Genomic DNA, 19,538 nt, shown 5'->3' on the forward strand with positions numbered 1-19,538 from the left:
GCGTGGGTCAGCGGGCCAGCCGGTCGCGCAGGAAGGACTCGAACGTGCGCAGGCCGGGGTGGCGGGCGCGGAGCGCGGCGATGTCGGCCTGGTAGCCGCTCTCCAGGAACCACTCGTACATGCGCTCCCCGCCGGGCGCGGTCTGCTCGAACCGGGTGGGCGTGCCGGTGACCCGCTGGTAGACCGCGGCGATCTCCGCGCCGGTGAGCTCCTCGCTCGCGATCTCCAGCGCCCGGCCCGCGTACTCCTCGGGACGCTCGAACGCCTCCGCGGCGAAGTGGGCGATGTCCTCGGGCGCGACGAGCTGCATGCGCCGGAACGGCAGCGCGATGACCCGCTCGTCCCCGGCGGGCTCGGCGTAGTACAGCAGGTTCGTCATGAAGAACGTCGGGCGCAGCACCGTGGCCCGCAGGCCCAGCTCGGCGATGTGCCGCTCGATCGCCCACTTGCCGGCGAAGTGCTCGATGCCGGTGTCGCGTTCGGCGCCGCCGACCGAGCTGTGGACCAGGTGCGCCAGGCCCAGCCCGGCGGCCAGGTCGGCGACGGCGACGCCCTGGCGCACCTCGCGGGCCAGCTCCTCCGCCGTCACGGCCAGGGCCTGCACGCTGAACACGCCGTGCACGCCGGTCATGGCCGCCCGGAGCGAGGCGGGGTCGTCCAGGTCGCCCTTGGCCAGGGTGGCGCCGAGCGCGGCCAGGGCCTGGGCGGCGTCCGAGGCCGGGTCCCTGACCAGGGCGCGGACCGTCCAGCCGCGCGCCAGCAGCGTCCGGGCCACCGCGCCGCCCTGGTTGCCGGTGGCGCCGGTGACCAGGATCGTCCTGGCCCGCGCGGGCAGCAGCAGGGACTTCCCGGTGATCGCGCGAGCCTCGACGGCGGCGTGCGCCTCGGCCGCCGACTCCAGGGGCAGCACGTTGCCGACCGTGGGACGCAGGCGGCCGGCGGCGGCCAGCTCCAGAGCCTCACTGGCCAGCTCGCGCGGGTCGGCCGCGGGCCAGGCGACGGCGGTCACGCGGGGGCGGGGGTGGTCATCGGGCCGCCGGCCATGCCGTACGCGCTGAGCCGGCCGCCGTCCTTCAGCAGGTCCTGTGCCTGGGCGCCGATCTCGCCGCCCACGCCGTCGAAGACGACGTCGAGGCCGCCGGTCGCGGCGCGCACCTCGTCGGCCCAGCCCGGGGCGGTGTAGTCGACCGTCAGCTCGGCGCCGAGGCGCGCGGCCAGGTCGCGCTTGTCGGCGCTGCCGGCCGCGCCGACCACGCGCGCGCCCGCGGCGCGGGCGAGCTGCACCAGCAGGCTGCCCACCCCGCCGCCGGCCGCCTCCACCAGCACCCACTCGCCGGGCCGCGGCGCGGCGGCACGGACGAGCCCCACGGCGGTGCGCCCGTCGGCCAGCAGCGCCACGGCCTCGCGCGGCGACAGCCCGGCGGGCACCGGGATCAGGTCCTCGGCGGCGGCCACCGCCAGCTCGGCGTAGCCGCCGTACCCGCCGAGCGTGGTGACCACCAGGGAGCCCGTCAGCGCCGCGTCCACACCCTCGCCCACCGCCAGGACGGTGCCCGCCACCCCGTTGCCCAGCACCGCGGGCAGCTCGGCCGCGCGCGGCCCACGTCCGGCGCGCACCTGCGTCTCCACGAACGTGACGCCCGCGACCGCCACCTCGACCAGCACCTGACCCGGCCCCGGAACGGGGTCGGGCACCTCCTCCACCACGAGCGACCCCGGGCCGCCGATCTCCCGCAGAACCACCGCACGCATGACAGACCTCCTATATCGGAGCGCTTCGCTCCGAAAAGAACCGTATATCGGAGCACAGCGCTCCGCAATATCCTGTACGGCATGGCAGGACGCGGCAGGCAGGCCGAGGCGGCGCGGAACGATCTGCGGCTGCTCCAGGCGGCCCACGAGGTGTTCACGACCCAGGGGTTCGACGCGCCGGTCTCGGCCATCGCCAGGCAGGCGGGCGTCGGCATGGGCAGCCTCTACCGGCGCTACCGCACCAAGGAGGAGCTGCTCCAGCGGCTGTGCCTGATCGCCATGGAACGCGTGGTCGACAACCTTGAGTCGGCCCTGGCCGAGCCCGACCCGTGGACCGGGCTGGAGGCGTACGTGCGCGCCTGCGTCGCCGGCCGCTCCGGCGCGCTGGCCCCGGTGGCGGGCACGATCGAGGTCACCGACGAGATGTGGCGCACCTCCCGCCGGGCCACCGAGCTGGCCGGCACGCTCGTCGCCAGGGCCCGCGAGGCCGGCGCGCTGCGGCCCGACGCGACCACGCTCGACGTCTCCCTGCTCATCGAGCAGTTCAGCAGGCCCGCCCCCGGCCCGCCGAGCGAGGAGCACCAGCGGGTCAAGGAGCGCCTGCTGGCCATCGCGCTCGACGGCCTGCGCGCCCCCGGCGCGACCCCGCTGCCCGGCGAGCCACCGAGCGCGGAGTGGTACGAAGGGCGCTGGCGGACCGCCCCGTAGGTCTACGGTGGGACGGTGGCCTTCAATGACCTGCTGAAAGACCTCCAAGACAGCGCCGGAGCACAGGCCGCGGGCATCAGGCGCGGCTACGGCGGCCCGCCCGCCCGGACGATGAGCGTGCGCTCGGGCCCGGCCCGGCTGCGCTGCGCCTCGCTGCTCAAGCCGCTCTACGCCTGGGTGGCCGCCGACCACATCGACGACACCGACCGCTGGCGCCGCCACGCCGAGCCGGCCGTGGTCGTCTCCTCCAACGCCGACACGCTCAGCCTCTGGCTGTCCATCGGCCCCCGCGTGCTGCTGGACGACCTCTACCGGCGCACCGGCGTCCGGTGGGCGCAGCCGGGCGGCGACCCGTCGCGCTTCGGCTCGGTGGAGGTGTCGGCCGAGGAGGTCGCCGCCGCCTACACCGTGTTCGCGCAGGCCGCGGCGGCGGGCGACCCGGTGGCGGCCACCGTCCTGGCGTGGATGCGGCAGGTGGCGGGCGAGCAGACGTTCGGCGCCCGCGAGGCGCTCGGCTCGCCCGACGCCGGGGTCAAGTGCGGCTGGTACGGCGCCCCCGACGAGACCTGCCTGCGCACCCACGCCGTCGCCGTCCTGCCGCGCGGCGGCACCCGGGCCACCGTGGTCGTGGCGATGACCGCGCTGCCCTACACCGGCGAGCGCGACCGCGAGTCCTACCACGCCCGCATCGCCCAGGGCCTGCCGGTCGAGTCCGTGCACGAGGGCCTGGCCGGGCCGTTGCTGCGGGGTCTGATGTCCACCACGCTGGCCGAGCTGGGACACAAGCCCCGATAAGGTCGTGATCGTGCTGATCACAGTGCTGGGCGGATGCGGGGCCTAGCCGGCGGCGCGCAGGGCGGCCACCACGTCGGCCAGCTCCGGCGGCTCGACGCCGTACGGCATCTCCTCGGCCCAGGTGTGACCGCGGTAGACGCCGAGCTCCTCCTCCGTGAGCGCGGCGGGGGTCACCCGCGGGCGCGCCTCGTCGAACGTGGCCAGGAAGAACGGCTCGGTCTTCACGTAGCGCACGCCCAGCCAGGAGAAGTCGCGCTCGACGTCCACCCAGTGCTCGCCGACGGCCGAGCCGGGCAGCCCGGTCTCCTCGGCCAGCTCGCGCCGGGCGGCCTCCAGCGCCGTCTCGCCCGGGTCGAGGCCGCCGCCCGGCGGTTCCCACACGTCGGCGCCGCTGACCGGGTCGTACCAGTGCATGAGCAGGACGCGCCCGTCGCGGTCGAGGCAGACGACGCGGGCGGCAGGACGTTGGCTGCTGCCCATTTGGGCCCCCTTTTCCCTCTATGGCGTCCATCGGAAAGACGCTATTCACGCACCCGCCTGACGCTGGAGATCCTTCAGCCGGATCACCCCAGCACTCAGCGAGGAGTACGTCCATGCAACGATGGCGCATCCTGCCCGCTCTCGTGGCCGCGGCCGTGTCGGTCCCCGCGCCGGCGGCCCTGGCGAACCAGGCGGCCGATCCCGCACCCGCTCCCGAGGGCAAGGTGCTCAACGGCGCGACCGCCCTGGCCGCGCCCGTGCCCGTCCCCGACGTCCCGAACGGCATCAGCGCTGACAAGGTCCTGGTCATCGGCCTCGACGGCCTGCGCCACGACCGCATCGCCCCCGCCGACGCCCCCAACCTCGACGCCCTGATCGGCGGCGGCACGTTCGGGACCAGCCTGCTCTACACCAGCCCGATGGCCGCCACCTCCAGCGGCCCCGGCTGGTCCACGATCGCCACCGGCGTCTGGCCCGACCTGCACGGCGTCAAGGACAACACCTTCGCCGGCAAGCACTACGACCGGTACCCCGACTTCCTGACCAGGCTGGAGAACACCGGCACCGGCTACTCCACCTACGCCGCCCTCGACTGGAAGCCGCTCGCCGACCAGGGCACGTTCGGCCCCCGGATCGACGCCAGGGTGGTCCTGGACGGCGACGCCGACGGCTACCCGGCCGAGGACGAGCGCCTCACCCAGGTCAGCGAGACCGTCCTGCGCACGAAGAACCCGGACGCCTCCTTCGTCTACCTGGGCGCCATCGACATCGCCGGGCACGACAGCGGCGCCGCCTCGGCCGCCTACCTGGCCGCCGTCCACGACGCCGACGCCCGGATCGGCCGGCTGCTGGCCGCGGTCAGGGCCAGGCCGACGTACGGGGCCGAGCGCTGGACGGTGATCGTGGCCACCGACCACGGGCACACCGACGCGGGCGGCCACGGCGGGTCCTCGATCGAGGAGCGCCGCACGTTCGTCCTGGCCTCCGGGCCGGGCATCGCCGCCGGGGCGCGGCCGGCCGACACGCGCCTGGTGGACGTGACGGCCGCGGTCTTCACCGGGCTGCGGCTGGCCGTGCCGGGCGGGATCGACGGCCGGCGCGTCGACACCAGGACCGGCGACGCGTTCGAGGGCGTCGCGCTGTCCGGCAGGACCGACGAGACCGGCATCCCGGTCGGCGTGCTCGGCTACTCGCACACGCCGCCCGCGGGCTGGGCGGTGGACGCGTCCAGGATGCCGTCGGGAGGCGTTCAGGAGTGGCGCGGCTGGGCGTTCAGCACGGACGAGTTCTGGTCGCGGGCGGCCCGTGACCAGCAGCGGGAGCTGAACGTCCGATCCAGGGGCACCTTCGCGGTGGCCGACTCCGACGAATGGGACGACAAGTCGCACGGCACCGGGACGTTCGACTCGACGCTCGTCTCGCCCGCCTACACCGTGACCGGCCGGGCGTCCGTCACCCTCGCCTACGCCACCCACTACCGCGTGGACGGCGCGCAGAAGGCACAGGTGCTCGTGTCGTTCGACGGCGGCGCGGACACGCTGGTGAAGAACTACACGGCCGACGCGGTCGCCAGGAACGAGTCGCTGAAGGTGACCGTGCCGGCCGGGGCCAGGTCGATGAGGGTCAGGTTCCACTACTTCGACGCGACCAACAACTGGTACTGGGCGGTGGACGACCTGCGCGTCTCCTGACCGCGCGGGCGGGGGCCCCGCCTTCGGGCGGGGTTCCCGGTCAGGGGTTGCGGGCGGCGATGGAGGCGTTGAGCGCGGTGGCGAAGGCCGTCCAGCCGACGTAGGGCAGCAGGGCCAGCCCGGCGCGGCGGTCGGCGCGCAGGAAGCGGCGCAGCAGCACGAGGTTGGCCGCGTCGAGCGCCACGATGTCGGCCAGCGCCAGGCGCGGGGAGCGGGCGCCGAAGAACAGCGGGGTCCAGGCGGCGTTGAGCGCCAGGTTGGCGCCCAGGGCGCGGGCCAGGCCGGCGCGGTCGTCGCCCGAGGTCAGGGCGCGCGCGCCGGCGTAGGCGATCAGGGCGTAGACCGGCGTCCAGACCAGGCCGAACGCCTGCTTGGGCGGCTGCCAGCGGGGCTTGCGCAGCCGGCGGTACCAGGCCGAGCCCGAGGAGGTGGCCAGGCTGCCGAGCGTGGCCGTGGCGGTGACCGCGGCCGTCGTGGCGAGGAGGTTACGGGCGAACGGGCGCATCTGCATGGGCCTGCCCCTACCCGCCAGGGCCGCCGCATGCCCTAGGCGCCCTCCGGCTCCTCGACGACGAGGGCGAGCAGGCCGGGGAAACGTTCGTCGAACTCCGCGCGGCGCAGCCGGTTGAGCCGGCGGGTGCCTTCGTCGCGCTGCTCCAGCAGGCCGACCTGGCGCAGCACCCCGAAGTGGTGGCTGAGCGTGGACTTGGCCACCGGCAGGTGGGCGAACGTGCCGCAGGCGCGGGCCCAGTCGGGCTCCTCGGCCAGCTCGCGGACGATGCGGCGGCGGACCGGGTCGCCGAGCGCGTCGAGGGCGGCCTGCAGCGACACCTCGACGGGAGAGGTGTGGGTCAGGCCGCGCGTTCTGTTCGATGGCGGTCGAACATTGGTGTAGTGTTCCATCTCGATCGAACATTCTAGTCGAGGGAGCGGTCATGGAGACCGGGCACTTCGGGGTGTGGCATCCGCTGTTCGGCAAGGCCCCCGCCGAGCAGGCGCGGCGCGCGGCGGCCGAGATCGAGCGGCTGGGCTACGGCTCCGTGTGGATCAACGAGGGCCGGCAGAGCAAGGAGCCGCTCACCACCGCGGCCGTCCTGCTGGCCGCCACCACCCGCGTCGCGGTCGCGACCGGCATCGCCAGCATCTGGGGCCGCGACGCGACGGGCATGACGGCGGGCGCGAAGACGCTGGCCGACGCCTTCCCGGGCCGTTTCGTGCTGGGCATCGGGGTCAGCCACGGCCCGCTGGTCGGCAGCCGCGGCCACGCCTACGACAAGCCGCTGAGCGCGATGCGCGCCTACCTCGACGGCATGGACGCCGCCGAGGAGGGCCTGCCCGAGGCGAGGGCGCCCCGGCTGCTGGCGGCGCTGCGGCCCCGGATGCTGGAGCTGTCCAGAGACCGGGCCGACGGCGCCCACACCTACTTCGTGCCGCCCGAGCACACCGAGCAGGCCCGCCGCGTCCTCGGCGCGAGCCGGCTGCTGGTGCCCGAGCAGGCCGTGGTGCTGGAGACCGACCCGGCAAGGGCCCGCGAGATCGCCCGCGCCCACCTGGCCTACTACCTGACCCTGCCCAACTACCTGGGCAACCTGCGCGCCCTGGGCTTCACCGACGACGACTTCGCCGGCGGCGGCAGCGACCGGCTGGCCGACGCCATCGTGGCCTGGGGCGACGAAGGGCAGGTCGCCGCGCGGCTGCGGGCCCACCTCGACGCCGGGGCCGACCATGTGGCCGTCCAGCCGCTGTCACCGGGCGGCCCCGACCTCGACGACGCCCTGAGCCGGCTCCAGCGCCTGGCCCCGGCCCTCGGCCTCTGATCGGGGCAGGCGGGTCCGGCGGGTCGGTTTGACTTAGAGCGCACTTCACTTCGTAACGTCGGTCCCATGACAACGCCTCAGCACAGGATCGGTTCGGGTTTCGGCGCGCGCAGCACCGCGGACGAGGTGCTCAAGGGCATCGACCTCACCGGCAGGGTCGCGCTCGTCACCGGCGGCTACTCCGGCCTCGGCCTGCAGACCACGCGCGCGCTCAGCGGGGCCGGCGCCCATGTCGTCGTCCCGGCCCGGCGCCGCGGCGCGGCCGAGGAGGCCCTGGCCGGCATCGACGGCGTCGAGGTGGGCGAGCTCGACCTGGGCGACCTCGACAGCGTGCGCCGCTTCGCCGAGGAGTTCCTGGCCTCCGGCCGCGACCTGCACCTCGTGATCAACAACGCGGGCATCATGGCCTGCCCCGAGACGCGGGTCGGCCCCGGCTGGGAGGCCCAGTTCGCCACCAACCACCTCGGCCACTACGCGCTGGTCAACCGCCTGTGGCCGGCCGTCGAGCGCGGCGGCGGCCGGGTCGTGGCCGTCTCCTCCGGCGGCCACCGGCGCTCCGGCATGCGCTGGGACGACGTGATGTTCGAGCACGGCTACGACAAGTGGCAGGCGTACGGCCAGGCGAAGACGGCCAACGTGCTGTTCGCCGTGCACCTCGACGCCCTGGCCAAGGACGCGGGGGTGCGGGCGTTCGCGGTGCACCCCGGCGGCATCCTCACCCCGCTCCAGCGCCACCTGACCAAGCAGGAGATGGTCGAGGCGGGCTGGATCGACGAGCAGGGCAACCTGCTCAATCCCGGCTTCAAGAGCCCTGAGCAGGGCGCGGCCACCCAGCTGTGGGCGGCCACCTCCCCGCAGCTCGACGGCATGGGCGGCGTCTACTGCGAAGACTGCGACATCGCCGAGCGGGCCGACGGCTCCGGCGGCGGGGTGCATCCCTACGCCACCGACCCCGAGCAGGCCGCCCGCCTGTGGCGGTTGTCGGCCGAGCTGACCGGCGTCGACGCCTTCGCCGGGCGGACGGCCTGACGGTCAGCGTTTCATGGCGCCGTCGGCGATGGCGTCCGCCGCCTCGCCGATGGCCATGCCCACGATCTCCAGGCGGCGTACCAGCTCGCGCTGCTTGAGCGCGTTCGAGGTGACCTCGCCGGAGAAGATCCGGGAGATCTCGTACTGGTACATGCGCCGGATCGCGCCGCCGGCCTTCTTGGCCTCCAAGGCGTCCTGCACCACCGCCGAGGGCCGGGCGGCCAGGCCGCGCACGGCGCTCTCCAGGGCGTCGATGCCCACGATGACCTGGTCGAGCAGCGGCGTGAAGCGGATCTGGTCGGGCACCCGGTACAGGTGCGACTCGCGCACGAAGTCCCGGAGCGAGTCCAGCACGTCGTCGATCGAGCGCGACAGGCGGAACAGGTCCTCGGGGTCGATGGGCGTGACCAGCGCGGTCTTGAGCTCCTCGACCAGGCGGGCGCGCTCCTCGTCGCCGAGGTGCTCGATCGCGCGCATCCGCTCGTGCGCGCCGGTCCTGCCGACCTCGCCGCCGATCATGGCCATCGCCAGCCAGGCGCCCTGCTTGGTGGCCTTGAGCTGGCCGAGCAGGGCGCCGGTGAGCGCGCCGTCCATGCGGCCGGTCATGAGGTCCCGGATCCGGCGCCATCGCTTCACCACGTCCCCCTCAGCCCCTTCAGGACGAACGCCGCCGTCGCGGCCAGCAGCGCGCTCAGCGGGAGCGTCAGCAGCCAGGCCACGACGATCCTGACGGCGGCGTACCAGCGGACCCGGCCGCCGCCCTGCGCGACCCCGGCGCCGACCAGCCCGCCGGCCACGGCCTGGGTCATGCTCACGGGCATACCCAGCGCGGCGCAGGCGAGCACGGCGGTGCCCGCGGCCAGTTCGGCGGCGACGCCGTGCGCGGGCCGGGAGACGATGATCTCGCGGCTCAGCGTACGGCCCGCCCTGGGCAGCCCGTAGAGCGCGCCGAGCCCGAACAGCACCGCCACCAGCGAGGTGCAGGCCAGGGGCGCGCCCTGGAAGCCGAGCGCGATCATGAAGACGGCCAGCATCTTCTGCCCGTCGTTGGCCGCGTAGGCGAGCGTCTGGAGCAGGAACCCGGCCCAGTGCCAGCGGGCCAGGCCGGGCGCGTCGGTCACCCGTACGAGCAGCCGGATGAGCAGCCACGACAGCAGCGCCCCCACGAACGGCGCGGCCAGCCCGAAGGCCAGCACGAGCGCCACCGAGCCGGCCGACACCGGCAGCCCCCACCCCAGCCCGGCCCCGGTGAGCCCGCCCACCACGGCCAGCGTGAGGCTGGTCGGCCGGCCCTTCGCGCTGAGCGTGAACACCACCGCCAGTGCGCAGAGCACGGCCACCGTCATCGCGGCCTGGCCACCGGGGGCGTGGAAGCCCGCCAGCCGGTTCACGAACGTCAGCGCCACCTGGTGGGTGACCAGCGGGACCACCGTGACGAACAGCACCAGCGAGAGGATGCCGACGGCCGGCCTGATCACCGGCAGCTTGAGCCCGGTCGCCAGCAGCGCCCCGCCGTCGTTGATCCCGGACACGACGGCGAACAGCCCCGCGACCCCGATCAGTACGACGGTCTCCAACGGCACGTGCCCCATCCCAGTCGGCGCTGCTCAGCACGGACAAGCCCGATTCCCTTATGGCCCTCATAGGGGAAAGGCGGCTGTCCCATGCGGCGCCACCCCGGATAGCGTCCGTAATGCCCGATAACTACCCAAGATCGAGTGGATTGATGGACGAAGAACTCATTCTGTTGAATCCCGGGCCCGCATGTACGTCGAAGCGGGTCAAGGACGCCCTGCTTCGCGGCGACCTCTGCCACCGCGAGCCCGAGTTCACGGAGTTGCTGTTCAGGATCCGCGAGGCCCTGCCCCGGTGCCTGAACCTGGCCGGCACGCACGAGGCGCTGCTGGTCACCGGGTCGGGTACCGCGGCCATGGAGATGGCGGTCATCAGCTCCGTCCGCGCGGGACGTGGCGTGCTCGTCGTGAACAACGGCGTCTACGGCGACCGGATGATCAAGATCGCGAAGGCGCACGGCATCCCGTTCCACGAGGTCGGGAGCGACTGGACGGTCCCGGCCGACCCCGAGGCCGTCCGGGCGGCGCTGGCCGGGCGCGACGACGTGGACGCCGTGGTCTGCGTGCACCACGAGACCACGACCGGCCTGATCAACCCGATCAAGGAGATCGGCGAGGTGGTGGCCGAGCACGGCGCGCTGTTCGTGATCGACGCGATCAGCGGCACCGCGATCGAGGACCAGGACCTGGCAGAGGTCAGGGCGGACGTCGTCTGCGGCACCGCCAACAAGGGCCTGCACGGGCTGCCCGGCATGTCGTTCATCCTGTGCAGCGAGGCGGCGATCGAGCGGATCCAGGAGGCGCCCGCGCGCAGCCTCTACCTCAACGCCGCCAGCTACCTGGCCGGTCAGCGCAAGGGCGACGTGCCGTTCACCCCGGCCGTGCAGGTCTGCTACTCCCTCGACGAGGCGATCAAGGAGTACGAGGAGGCGGGCGGCTTCGCGGCGCGGACCCGGCTGTACCGCGAGCGGGCGGCCCTCGTCCGCGGCCAGTTCGCCCGTCTCGGCCTGAAAATCCTCGTTGATGAACAATTCAGGTCAAACACCGTAACAATGCTTCATCTCCCCGAAAACGTAACTTATGCGGCGCTTCACGATGAGCTCAAAAAGCGCGGTTACGTTATCTACGCCGGTCAGGGGCAACTTTCCGCGGACTTCTTCAGGATCTGCACGATGGGCGAGATCCCCTGGCACCGGCTGGAACAGCTCGAGGACGCGCTCCGAGAGTCGATCGAGGCAGCTAGGGGTTAACGACGACATGCAGCTCAACCTGCACCGGCTCTGGATCTTCATGACGGTCGTGGAGTGCGGCGGCTTCTCGGCCGCGGCGCAGAAGCTCTACCTCAGCCAACCGTCCGTGTCACACCAGGTCAGGCAGCTTGAGCAGGCGCTGCGCGCCACGCTGATCGACCGCAGCGGCGCCCGCATCAGGCTCACCCCCGAGGGCGAGGTGATGCTGGAGTACGCCAAGCGGGTGTTCCTGCTGGCCGACGAGGCCGTGGCCGCCATCCGGCAGGTCTCCGGGCTGCAGACCGGCAAGCTGGTCGCGGGAGGCACCACCACCGTCGGCACGTACCTCCTGCCGCCGTTGCTGGCCGCCTTCCGCGACCGTCATCCGGGCATCGAGCTCGGCATCCAGGTCGGCAACGGCCAGCGGGTCGAGCGCGGCCTGGTGGACGGCGAGATCGGCGTCGCGGTGCTGGCCGGCGAGCCCGGCGCGGCGCAGCTCGTCAGCGAGCCGATCCTGGAGGACCGGCTCGTCGTCATCACCCAGCCGGGCCACCGGCTGTCCAGCAGAGGCCGCGCCGAGCCCGCCGACCTGACGGGCGAGTTCTTCCTCATCCGCGAGCCCGGCTCCTCCACCCGCGAGCTGCAGGAGCAGGCGCTGGAGACGTGGGGGCTCGAAGAGGCCGGCCGCAGCGAGATCTGGGGCCCGGAGACGATCAAACAGGCGGTCGCCGCGGGGCTCGGCGTCTCGCTGGTGTCCGAGCACTGCGTCGAGCAGGAGCTCGCCGACGGGCGGCTGGCGGCCCTGGAGGTGCTGCCCGCGCCCCAGCCCCGCCCCATCGTGCTGGCCCACCGCCGCGACCGGCTGCTGGGGCCCGCCGAGCAGGCGTTCATCGCCATGCTGCGCAACGTCCGCAGCTGGCCGGGGATCAATCGCTTGAGGAGCATCTCTTGACATCCCTGCCCTCCCGGGCACAGGTCGTGATCATCGGTGGCGGCATCGCGGGCTGCAGCGTGGCCTACCACCTGGCCGAGCTGGGCTGGACCGACGTCGTGCTGCTCGAACAGGGACAGCTCTCCTGCGGCACCACCTGGCACGCCGCCGGGCTCGTCGGCCAGCTCCGCAACACCGAGAGCATGACCAGGCTGATCAAGTACAGCACCGACCTGTACGCCCGCCTGGAGGCCGAGACCGGCTTCGGCACCGGCTGGAGGCAGTGCGGCAGCGTCAGCGTGGCCCGCACCCCCGAGCGCATGACCCAGCTGCGGCGCACCGCGGCCGCCGCCCGGAACTACGGCATCCAGGCCGAGGTCGTCAGCCCGCGCGAGGCCGGCGAGCTGTGGCCGGTCATGCGCACCGACGACCTGGTGGGCGGCGTCTGGCTGCCCGGCGACGGCAAGGCCAACCCGTCGGACCTCACGCAGGCGCTGGCCAGGGGCGCCCAGCGGCACGGCGTCCAGGTGATCGAGCGGGTCCGCGTCACCGGCGTCACCGTGCGCGACGGCGCCGTGCGCGGCGTGCACACCTCCGAGGGCCACATCGAGACGGAGGTGCTGGTCAACTGCGCCGGACAGTGGGCCAAGGAGGTCGGCAGGATGGCCGGCGCGACCGTCCCGCTGCACTCGGCCGAGCACTACTACGTGGTGACCGAACGCATCCCCGGCGTGCGCCCCGACCTGCCCGTGCTGCGCGACCCCGACGGGTACGCCTACCTCAAGGAGGAGGTCGGCGGCCTGGTCGTGGGCGGCTTCGAGCCGGACGCCAAGCCCTGGGGCATGGACGGCATCCCCCACCCCTTCGAGTTCCAGCTCCTGGAGGAGGACTGGGACCAGTTCGCGATCATCATGGAGAACGCGATCCAGCGCGTCCCGGCGTTGGAGAGCGCCGGGGTCAGGATGTTCTACAACGGGCCGGAGAGCTTCACGCCCGACAACATGTTCCTGCTGGGCGAGACCCCCGAGGTGCGCGGCCTGTTCGTCGGCGCCGGGTTCAACTCGGCCGGCATCGCCTCGGCGGGCGGCGCCGGCCGCGCGCTGGCCGAGTGGATCGTGCACGGCGAGCCGACCGGCGACCTGTGGCCCGCCGACATCCGGCGTTTCGCCCGCTGGGCCGGCAACGACACCTGGCTGCGCGACCGGGTCACCGAGACGCTGGGGCTGCACTACGCGATGCCCTGGCCGGACCGGGAGCCGCGGACCGCCCGGCCGCTGCGCCGCTCGCCGGTGCACCACCTGCTTGCCGAGGCGGGGGCGTGCTTCGGATCGAAGATGGGCTGGGAGCGGGTCAACTACTTCGGGCCCGCCACGCCGTCCACGTTCGGGCGGCCGGGATGGCAGCCGTACGTGGACGCCGAGGTGGCGGCGTGCCGGAACGCGGCGGCGCTGTTCGACCAGACCGCCTTCTCCAAGTTCGTCCTCAAGGGGCCCGAGGCCATGGAGGCGTTGCAGTGGCTGTGCACCGCCGACGTGGACGTCGAGCCCGGCCGGGTCGTCTACACCGGCCTGCTCAACGACCGGGGCGGCTACGAGTCGGACCTGACGGTGACGCGCGTGGCCCGCGACGAGTACCTGATCGTGACCGGCTCGGCCCAGACCACCAGGGACTTCGACCACATCTCCAAGGGCCTCGGCGACCGGCGGGCGGTCCTGGTGGACGTCACCGGCGCGTACGCGGTCTTCGGCGTGATGGGCCCCTCGTCCAGGACGATCCTGCAGTCGATGTCGAAGTCCGACTTCTCCGCCTTCGACTTCGGCACGTCCCGCCTGGTCGACCTCGGCCACGCCACCGTACGCGCCACCCGCGTCACGTACGTGGGCGAGCTGGGCTGGGAGTTGTACGTGCCCGCCGAGTTCGCCGTCACCGTGCACGAGACCCTCATGGGCGCCGGCGGGCTGACCCAGGCCGGCCACTACGCCATCGAGGCCATGCGCATCGAGAAGGGCTACCGCGCCTGGGGCCGCGAGCTGGGCCCCGAGGTCACCCCCGCGGCCGCCGGACTACGTTTCACCTGCAAGAAGAGCGGCGGCTACCGGGGAGCGCGGCACGCATTGGAGACGCCGTCGCGCAGGGTAGTCTCGATCGTGCTGGACGACCCCGCCGCACACCTGTGGGGCGGCGAGTCCCTGCTGTCCGACGGCGTCCTGGTGGGCTACGTCACCTCGGCGGCCCACAGCCCCACGCTCGGCAGGTCCGTGGCGCTGGGCTTCGTCACCGAGGTCTCGCACGAAGGCGGCGTCACGCTGGAGAAGGTGGCGGTCGACGTGGCCGGTGACCTGTACTCTGCCCAGATCAGCCTCAAGGCGCCCTACGATCCCACGTCCGCGAGAGTGAAGGCATGAGCAGCCACGCCGAGTACATCCTGACCCTGTCCTGCCCCGACCGCCCCGGCGTGGTGGCCGCCGTCTCCGGCCTGCTGGCGGTGCACGGGTGCAACATCATCGAGAGCCAGCAGTTCGGCGACCGGGTCGCTCAGCGGTTCTTCATGCGCGTGCAGTTCTCCGGCCCGCTCGGCGAGGACGAGCTGGGCGCCGCCTTCGCCGCCCTGGCCCCCGACTTCGCCATGGAGTTCAGGCTGCGCGACGTGGCCAGGAAGCCGCGCGTGCTGATCATGGTCAGCCGGTTCGACCACTGCCTCAACGACCTGCTCTACCGGGTCAGGTCGAAGACGCTCGACATCGAGGTGGTCGCGGTCGCCTCCAACCACCCCGACCTGCGCCCGCTCACCCAGTCGTACGGCATCGACTACCACCACCTGCCGATCACGCCCGAGACCAAGCCGAGGCAGGAGGCCGAGGTGCTGGCGCTGGTCGAGCACTACCAGGTCGACCTGGTGGTGCTGGCCCGCTACATGCAGGTGCTGTCGGAGGACCTGTGCGAGAAGCTGGCCGGGCGGGCGATCAACATCCACCACTCGTTCCTGCCGTCGTTCAAGGGCGCCAAGCCCTACCACCAGGCCCACAACCGGGGCGTCAAGCTCATCGGCGCGACGGCCCACTACGTGACCTCCGACCTCGACGAGGGCCCGATCATCGAGCAGGAGGTCGCCCGGGTCAACCACAGCCACTCGCCGGACGACCTCGTGCGCATCGGGCGCGACGTGGAGTGCGTGGCGCTGGCCCGCGCGGTCCAGTGGCACGCCGAGCAGCGCGTCCTGCTCGACGGCCACAAGACCGTCGTCTTCCCCCGCTGACCTCTTCCCGAGGGGTTACGGGCGGTACGTCCCGAAGAACCAGGAGTTGCCTTCGGGGTCCTTGCAGCCGTACTCGCGCGAGCCGTACGGCTGGTCGGTGAGCTCCATGGTGATCACGGCCCCCGCGGCCCTGGCGTGGTCGTGATGGGCGTCGACGTCGTCGACCGCGATGTAGACGCCGGGCCCGCCCGGCTTCCCCCGGCCGATCATGATCAGGTCGTCCTCGACGAACAGCTCGGCGTGGTCGACGGCTCCGGACTCGTCCTTCGACGACTCGTGCACCCGGAACCCGAACGCCCCGGTCAGGAAGTCGAGCGCCGCCTGCGGGTGCTCGTAGCGGGCCAGTGCGTAGACAGTGCGTTTCATGACTCCAGCATGCGCGGCGGCCCGCCCGCGGGTCTTGGACGAATCTGACCGGGCGTGGTGCCGCCGAGCGCCCGGAACTCGCGGTTGAGATGGGCCTGGTCGTAGAAACCGCACTCGGCCGCGACCGCGGAGATCGGCCTGCCGGAGCGCAGCAGCCGCGCCGCCCGGCCGAACCTGATCACCCGGGCCGCAGTCTTGGGGGCCAGCCCGACCTGGTCGTGGAAGCGGGCCACCAGATGCCGGTGGCTCCAGCCCAGCGACGCGGCCAGCGACGACACGCCGAGCCGCCCGCCCGACTCCAGCAGCCGCGCCCACGCCCACGGCAGCTCGGGGCCCACCTGCGGCCCGGCCAGGATGCGCTCGGTCAGCAGCCGGTCGGTCAGGGCCAGCCGCTCCCGCCACGACGGCGTCGCGGCCAGCCGGTCGAGCAGCTCCCCGGCCCACGGCCCGAGCACGGCCTCCACCGGAACCACCCGGCTCGTCAGCTGGCGCATCGGCAGCCCGTACAGCCGCCGCGCCCCGAACGGGGTGAGCACCACCTCCACGCCCTCGCAGAGCCCCTTGACGCGGGTGACCGCGAACCGGTCGGCGAGCCCGCCCGCGAACGCGCCGACCCGCTCCCCGTACGCCTCCATCGGCGCGCCGACGCCCAGGATGAGCACCGCCCCGGGAAGGGCGGCCTCGGCGCGCGTGACGGGCGCGGGATAGTGCTCGCTGTAGGCGCACAACTTGATGACGTACGGCCGCAGCGCAGCGCTGGGGACGGCCTCGACGATGGCCGGCCCCGGGCTGCTCATGCTCCCGACACTACAGACCGGTGTGCTCGGCGAGGAAGGTCAGCGTGTCGGCCGACAGGTCGACCGTCCGGCTCACCGAGCGGGCGCCGTGGCCCACCTCGGCCTCGTTGCGCAGCAGCACCGGCCGCCCGGCCGCCGAGGCGTGCTGCAACGCCGCGCACATCTTCCAGGCGTGCAGCGGGTGCACCCGCGTGTCGGACTGGAAGACGGTGAACAACGTCGCCGGGTAGGCCACCGACTCCTCGACCCGGTGGTAGGGCGAATACCCCCACAACCAGCCGAACTGCTCGGGGTCGTCGGCGCTGCCGTACTCGACGTTCCAGGTCGCGCCGAGGCCGAACTTCTCGTACCTGATCATGTCGAGCAGCGGCGCCGAGCAGACCACGGCCGCGTACAGGTCGGGGCGCTGCGTCAGCGCGGCGCCGACCAGCAGGCCGCCGTTGGAGCCGCCGGAGATGCCGAGCTGCTCTCGGGTGGTGACGCCGGTCTCGATGAGGTGCTCGGCGGCGGCGTGGAAGTCGTCGAACACGTTCTGCTTGTTGGCCAGCATGCCCGCGCGGTGCCAGTCCTCGCCCTCCTCGCCGCCGCCGCGCAGGTTGGCGATGGCGTAGACGCCGCCCGCCTCGACCCAGGCCAGGATCGAGGCCGAGTAGCCGGGGGTCATGGACAGGCCGAAGCCGCCGTAGCCGTAGAGGATCGTGGGCCGGGGGCCGGGCCGCTCGTCGGCGGGGGAGATGATCAGCATCCGGACGTCGGTGCCGTCCTTGGACCGGTACACCACCTGCGACGTGCGCACCGGCGGCACCTCGACCGCGCCCGGCGAGGCGGCCCACAGCGTGGTCTCGCCCGTGCGGGCGTCGTAGCGCTGGATCGTCGGCGGCGTGGTGTTGTCGGTGTAGCCGAACCACGCCTCGAAGCCGCCCTCGGGACGCTCGGAGATGCCGCCGATCGTGCCCAGCCCCGGCGTCGGCACCGAGCCGACGCGCTCGCCGGTCGCCAGGTCGTGGACGGTGATCTCGCTGATCGCGTGGCGGGTCCAGCCCACCAGCATGACCGGACGCTCCAGGTCGTCGAGGATCGCGAAGTCGGACAGCACCGCCTCGGGGTCCTCGGGGATCAGGTCGCGCCAGGTCTCGTAGCCGGGCTCGGCCGGGTCGGTCACGCACACCCGGCCGCGGGAGGCGTCCCTGTCGGTGTGGACGTAGAGCCGGCCGTCGCGGCCGAACACCAGGGCGGTCTGCGCGTCGACGCCCTCCTGCACGACCTTCAGGTCGGGGGAGTCGGCGGGCGAGGCGGTCAGGTCGGCCACCCACAGGTCGTTGCGCGGCGCGGTGCCCTCGTGCGCCGAGACCTGGAGCCAGTGGCCGTCGCGCGAGACGGAGACGCCGTAGTAGTTGGTCATCTTCAGCCCCTGGCCGAAGATCATCACGTCGTCCTCGGTCGAGGTGCCGACGCGGTGGAGGTAGACGCGGCGGTGGAACTGCGCCTCGTTCTCCGGCACCTCGGTGCGCGGCAGCCTGCGCACGTAGTAGAACGCCTCGCCGCCGGGCAGCCAGGCGATGGGGGAGTAGCGGCAGCGGTCGATCGGGCCCTCGACGCGCATCCCGGTCGCGACGTCCATGACGTAGAGGATCGACTCCTCGTCGCCGCCCACCGAGATCTGGTACGCCAGCAGCCGCCCCTCCTTGTCGGGCTGAACGGCGTCGAGCGTGGTGAGACCGGACGAGTCGATCTCCATCGGGTCGATCAGCGCCCGCTCGGTGCCGTCGGCCTCGACCACGTAGTAGACCGCGTGCTCCTGGTCGGGCGTGCGGCGGGAGAAGAACCGGCGCTCCCCGCGCCAGGCCGGAGCCCCCACCGAGCCGGACCGCAGCAGCTCGGCGATGCGGTCCTTGAACCGCTGCTCGCCACGACTGGCGTTGAACAGCTCGGCCTGCGCGAGCAGCCACTCCTTGGTGTCCGGGCTGTCAGGGTCCTCCAGCCACCGATAGGGGTCGGGGACGGGCGTTTCGTGCAGGATGTCGACGACGTCTTCGCGGCGTGCCGTCGGATAAGGCTCTCGCGTCATGCCAGGAACCCTACTGCCAAGGTGGGGGCGTAAAGCGCTGGTGAAGCGGGCATAAAACGTAACGTGTGTCCCTCTGGTCATTCCGGCTTGAAGATTATGGGGTGGCGGGGACGCTACGGCTAACGCCAGACTTGGTGACAGGACGGTGCCGTGGTGACCATCCGCTGGACCGTCCGGCGGAGGTCCATGTGACGGAAGCACCAGTGCCCCAGGAGGGGCCGACAGGCGGGACATGCCACGGCATGTCCCCTTTGATACGCGCGCGGCAGGGAGAGGCCCGATGACGCGCCAGGTCCTGCTGCTCAACGCCACCTACGAGCCGCTCACCACGCTCTCGCTCCACCGGGCCATCGTGCTGGTGCTGCGGGAGAAGGCCGACGTCGTGCACCGCGACGGGCGGGGCGCCCAGCTCCGCTCGGCGAGTTGCACCCTCGACGTGCCTTCGGTGATCAGGCTCCGCAGATACGTCCGCATCCCCTACCGGTCCCGAATCCCGCTGACCAGGGCCGCCCTCATGCGGCGCGACGACTACCGCTGCGCCTACTGCGGGCAGCGGGCCGAGACCATCGACCACGTCATCCCGAGATCGCGCGGCGGCACCCACACGTGGGAGAACTGCGTCGCCTCGTGCACGACCTGCAACCACAGGAAGGCCGACAAATACCTGGAGGAGCTGGGATGGACGCTGCGCGTCCTCCCGGCGGTGCCGAGGGGCGCCCACTGGCGGCTCATCGGCGCCTCGCTCGTCGGCGATCCCCAATGGGCGCCCTACCTGGAGGCGGCGGCCTAGGAATCCCTTTTGAAGCCGGAGGCCACCGCCTGCCACCATGACGGGTATGTGGACCTTCACCTCCGATCCGGAGGAATTCGCCGCGGTCGCCGAGCCGTTTCTGCTCGGCGACCCGGTCGGCAACACGGTTCCGCTGACCGTCCTCGCCAACCTGCGTGCCGGCCATCCCGCCCAAGACCCCTTCTTCGCCTGGTGGACCGTCGAGGGCCAGGTGCGCGCCGCCGCCTTCCGCACGCCGCCCGCCCCCTGAGCCTC

21 protein-coding genes are annotated in these 19,538 nt (G+C 72.8%); 11 read left to right on the plus strand and 10 right to left on the minus strand.

The features are described 5' to 3' along the window. Positions 1 to 7 precede the first annotated feature (7 nt). Together ACNF49_RS16445 and ACNF49_RS16450 are read right to left on the minus strand one after the other, a co-directional pair. Positions 8 to 1,009, minus strand: coding sequence for an NmrA/HSCARG family protein (locus ACNF49_RS16445; RefSeq protein WP_482944248.1), 1,002 nt, complete (start codon positions 1,007 to 1,009; stop codon positions 8 to 10). Continuing rightward, positions 1,006 to 1,752, minus strand: a complete 747-nt coding sequence (locus ACNF49_RS16450) for a zinc-binding dehydrogenase (protein WP_482944249.1) — start codon at positions 1,750 to 1,752, stop codon at positions 1,006 to 1,008. Before ACNF49_RS16450 ends, ACNF49_RS16445 begins: the two co-directional genes overlap by 4 nt. A gap of 81 nt (positions 1,753 to 1,833) precedes the next feature. Between ACNF49_RS16450 and ACNF49_RS16455 the strand changes: the two genes are divergently transcribed. Together ACNF49_RS16455 and ACNF49_RS16460 are read left to right on the plus strand one after the other, a co-directional pair. Continuing rightward, complete coding sequence (locus tag ACNF49_RS16455) at positions 1,834 to 2,460, plus strand: TetR/AcrR family transcriptional regulator (RefSeq protein WP_357980587.1); 627 nt, start codon at positions 1,834 to 1,836, stop codon at positions 2,458 to 2,460. 15 nt (positions 2,461 to 2,475) lie between these two features. Further along, positions 2,476 to 3,255: a hypothetical protein gene (locus ACNF49_RS16460; protein ID WP_482944250.1), complete on the plus strand. Its 780-nt coding sequence runs from the start codon at positions 2,476 to 2,478 to the stop codon at positions 3,253 to 3,255. A 42-nt stretch (positions 3,256 to 3,297) separates the two neighbouring features. Here the strand turns inward: ACNF49_RS16460 and ACNF49_RS16465 are convergent, their stop codons facing one another. Continuing rightward, positions 3,298 to 3,735 (minus strand): NUDIX domain-containing protein, encoded by a 438-nt coding sequence (locus tag ACNF49_RS16465; protein WP_482944251.1) that lies wholly within the window; start codon positions 3,733 to 3,735, stop codon positions 3,298 to 3,300. 113 nt (positions 3,736 to 3,848) lie between these two features. On the opposite strand from ACNF49_RS16465, the gene ACNF49_RS16470 reads away from it, so the two are divergent. Beyond that, positions 3,849 to 5,426: an alkaline phosphatase family protein gene (locus ACNF49_RS16470; RefSeq protein WP_482944252.1), complete on the plus strand. Its 1,578-nt coding sequence runs from the start codon at positions 3,849 to 3,851 to the stop codon at positions 5,424 to 5,426. A gap of 40 nt (positions 5,427 to 5,466) precedes the next feature. On the opposite strand, the gene ACNF49_RS16475 is transcribed toward ACNF49_RS16470, so the two are convergent. Together ACNF49_RS16475 and ACNF49_RS16480 are read right to left on the minus strand one after the other, a co-directional pair. Then, the gene (locus ACNF49_RS16475) at positions 5,467 to 5,937 is read right to left on the minus strand and encodes a TspO/MBR family protein (protein WP_357980571.1); all 471 of its coding nucleotides are present in this window, start codon (positions 5,935 to 5,937) and stop codon (positions 5,467 to 5,469) included. A gap of 35 nt (positions 5,938 to 5,972) precedes the next feature. Then, positions 5,973 to 6,329 (minus strand): ArsR/SmtB family transcription factor, encoded by a 357-nt coding sequence (locus ACNF49_RS16480; protein WP_357980568.1) that lies wholly within the window; start codon positions 6,327 to 6,329, stop codon positions 5,973 to 5,975. A 32-nt stretch (positions 6,330 to 6,361) separates the two neighbouring features. On the opposite strand from ACNF49_RS16480, the gene ACNF49_RS16485 reads away from it, so the two are divergent. Together ACNF49_RS16485 and ACNF49_RS16490 are read left to right on the plus strand one after the other, a co-directional pair. After that, the gene (locus ACNF49_RS16485; RefSeq protein WP_482944253.1) at positions 6,362 to 7,243 is read left to right on the plus strand and encodes a TIGR03620 family F420-dependent LLM class oxidoreductase; all 882 of its coding nucleotides are present in this window, start codon (positions 6,362 to 6,364) and stop codon (positions 7,241 to 7,243) included. A 66-nt stretch (positions 7,244 to 7,309) separates the two neighbouring features. Beyond that, positions 7,310 to 8,272 carry an SDR family NAD(P)-dependent oxidoreductase gene (locus tag ACNF49_RS16490; RefSeq protein ID WP_357980561.1) on the plus strand — a complete coding sequence of 321 codons (963 nt, stop codon included), beginning with the start codon at positions 7,310 to 7,312 and terminating at the stop codon, positions 8,270 to 8,272. 3 nt (positions 8,273 to 8,275) lie between these two features. Here ACNF49_RS16490 and ACNF49_RS16495 read toward each other — a convergent pair whose 3' ends face one another. Both ACNF49_RS16495 and ACNF49_RS16500 read right to left on the minus strand, forming a co-directional pair. Further along, positions 8,276 to 8,908: a DUF47 domain-containing protein gene (locus ACNF49_RS16495; RefSeq protein ID WP_357980558.1), complete on the minus strand. Its 633-nt coding sequence runs from the start codon at positions 8,906 to 8,908 to the stop codon at positions 8,276 to 8,278. Continuing rightward, positions 8,905 to 9,855 carry an inorganic phosphate transporter gene (locus tag ACNF49_RS16500; RefSeq protein WP_357980555.1) on the minus strand — a complete coding sequence of 317 codons (951 nt, stop codon included), beginning with the start codon at positions 9,853 to 9,855 and terminating at the stop codon, positions 8,905 to 8,907. Before ACNF49_RS16500 ends, ACNF49_RS16495 begins: the two co-directional genes overlap by 4 nt. A 164-nt stretch (positions 9,856 to 10,019) precedes the next feature. Here ACNF49_RS16500 and ACNF49_RS16505 point away from each other — a divergent pair, with 164 nt between their 5' ends. Genes ACNF49_RS16505 through purU form a run of 4 tightly spaced genes read left to right on the plus strand, consistent with a single transcriptional unit; the run spans position 10,020 to position 15,262 of the window. Beyond that, entirely contained in the window at positions 10,020 to 11,096 is a 1,077-nt protein-coding gene (locus tag ACNF49_RS16505; RefSeq protein WP_498702525.1) for a pyridoxal-phosphate-dependent aminotransferase family protein, read from the plus strand. A gap of 7 nt (positions 11,097 to 11,103) precedes the next feature. Continuing rightward, a complete protein-coding gene (locus tag ACNF49_RS16510; protein ID WP_357980549.1) occupies positions 11,104 to 12,027 on the plus strand; it encodes a LysR family transcriptional regulator in 924 nt (307 codons plus the stop codon). After that, complete coding sequence (locus ACNF49_RS16515; protein ID WP_482944255.1) at positions 12,024 to 14,411, plus strand: GcvT family protein; 2,388 nt, start codon at positions 12,024 to 12,026, stop codon at positions 14,409 to 14,411. The genes ACNF49_RS16510 and ACNF49_RS16515 overlap by 4 nt, the downstream gene beginning before the upstream one ends. Then, positions 14,408 to 15,262 carry a formyltetrahydrofolate deformylase gene (gene purU / locus ACNF49_RS16520; RefSeq protein WP_482944256.1) on the plus strand — a complete coding sequence of 285 codons (855 nt, stop codon included), beginning with the start codon at positions 14,408 to 14,410 and terminating at the stop codon, positions 15,260 to 15,262. The genes ACNF49_RS16515 and purU overlap by 4 nt, the downstream gene beginning before the upstream one ends. A gap of 15 nt (positions 15,263 to 15,277) precedes the next feature. On the opposite strand, the gene ACNF49_RS16525 is transcribed toward purU, so the two are convergent. Genes ACNF49_RS16525 through ACNF49_RS16535 form a run of 3 tightly spaced genes read right to left on the minus strand, consistent with a single transcriptional unit; the run spans position 15,278 to position 18,493 of the window. Beyond that, positions 15,278 to 15,628: a VOC family protein gene (locus ACNF49_RS16525; RefSeq protein WP_357980540.1), complete on the minus strand. Its 351-nt coding sequence runs from the start codon at positions 15,626 to 15,628 to the stop codon at positions 15,278 to 15,280. Next, positions 15,625 to 16,425, minus strand: coding sequence for a helix-turn-helix domain-containing protein (locus ACNF49_RS16530; protein WP_482944257.1), 801 nt, complete (start codon positions 16,423 to 16,425; stop codon positions 15,625 to 15,627). Before ACNF49_RS16530 ends, ACNF49_RS16525 begins: the two co-directional genes overlap by 4 nt. 10 nt (positions 16,426 to 16,435) lie before the next feature. Continuing rightward, positions 16,436 to 18,493, minus strand: coding sequence for a prolyl oligopeptidase family serine peptidase (locus ACNF49_RS16535; protein WP_357980534.1), 2,058 nt, complete (start codon positions 18,491 to 18,493; stop codon positions 16,436 to 16,438). Positions 18,494 to 18,773: 280 nt separating this feature from the next. Between ACNF49_RS16535 and ACNF49_RS16540 the strand changes: the two genes are divergently transcribed. Then, positions 18,774 to 19,283: an HNH endonuclease gene (locus ACNF49_RS16540; protein WP_352322827.1), complete on the plus strand. Its 510-nt coding sequence runs from the start codon at positions 18,774 to 18,776 to the stop codon at positions 19,281 to 19,283. A gap of 46 nt (positions 19,284 to 19,329) precedes the next feature. After that, positions 19,330 to 19,533: a hypothetical protein gene (locus ACNF49_RS16545; protein WP_482944258.1), complete on the plus strand. Its 204-nt coding sequence runs from the start codon at positions 19,330 to 19,332 to the stop codon at positions 19,531 to 19,533. Positions 19,534 to 19,538 lie beyond the last annotated feature (5 nt).

The sequence above is a fragment of the Actinomadura sp. ATCC 39365 genome (assembly GCF_054392275.1).

Bases quoted from the DNA above. Each gene is read 5' to 3' on its own strand.
- ACNF49_RS16510 (WP_357980549.1), top strand. From the start codon at position 11,104: ATGCAGCTCAACCTGCACCGGCTCTGGATCTTCATGACGGTCGTGGAG.
- ACNF49_RS16475 (WP_357980571.1), bottom strand. From the start codon at position 5,937: ATGCAGATGCGCCCGTTCGCCCGTAACCTCCTCGCCACGACGGCCGCG.
- ACNF49_RS16545 (WP_482944258.1), top strand. From the start codon at position 19,330: ATGTGGACCTTCACCTCCGATCCGGAGGAATTCGCCGCGGTCGCCGAG.
- ACNF49_RS16540 (WP_352322827.1), top strand. From the start codon at position 18,774: ATGACGCGCCAGGTCCTGCTGCTCAACGCCACCTACGAGCCGCTCACC.
- ACNF49_RS16480 (WP_357980568.1), bottom strand. From the start codon at position 6,329: ATGGAACACTACACCAATGTTCGACCGCCATCGAACAGAACGCGCGGC.
- ACNF49_RS16470 (WP_482944252.1), top strand. From the start codon at position 3,849: ATGCAACGATGGCGCATCCTGCCCGCTCTCGTGGCCGCGGCCGTGTCG.
- purU (WP_482944256.1), top strand. From the start codon at position 14,408: ATGAGCAGCCACGCCGAGTACATCCTGACCCTGTCCTGCCCCGACCGC.
- ACNF49_RS16490 (WP_357980561.1), top strand. From the start codon at position 7,310: ATGACAACGCCTCAGCACAGGATCGGTTCGGGTTTCGGCGCGCGCAGC.
- ACNF49_RS16530 (WP_482944257.1), bottom strand. From the start codon at position 16,425: ATGAGCAGCCCGGGGCCGGCCATCGTCGAGGCCGTCCCCAGCGCTGCG.
- ACNF49_RS16485 (WP_482944253.1), top strand. From the start codon at position 6,362: ATGGAGACCGGGCACTTCGGGGTGTGGCATCCGCTGTTCGGCAAGGCC.
- ACNF49_RS16450 (WP_482944249.1), bottom strand. From the start codon at position 1,752: ATGCGTGCGGTGGTTCTGCGGGAGATCGGCGGCCCGGGGTCGCTCGTG.
- ACNF49_RS16465 (WP_482944251.1), bottom strand. From the start codon at position 3,735: ATGGGCAGCAGCCAACGTCCTGCCGCCCGCGTCGTCTGCCTCGACCGC.
- ACNF49_RS16455 (WP_357980587.1), top strand. From the start codon at position 1,834: ATGGCAGGACGCGGCAGGCAGGCCGAGGCGGCGCGGAACGATCTGCGG.
- ACNF49_RS16535 (WP_357980534.1), bottom strand. From the start codon at position 18,493: ATGACGCGAGAGCCTTATCCGACGGCACGCCGCGAAGACGTCGTCGAC.
- ACNF49_RS16525 (WP_357980540.1), bottom strand. From the start codon at position 15,628: ATGAAACGCACTGTCTACGCACTGGCCCGCTACGAGCACCCGCAGGCG.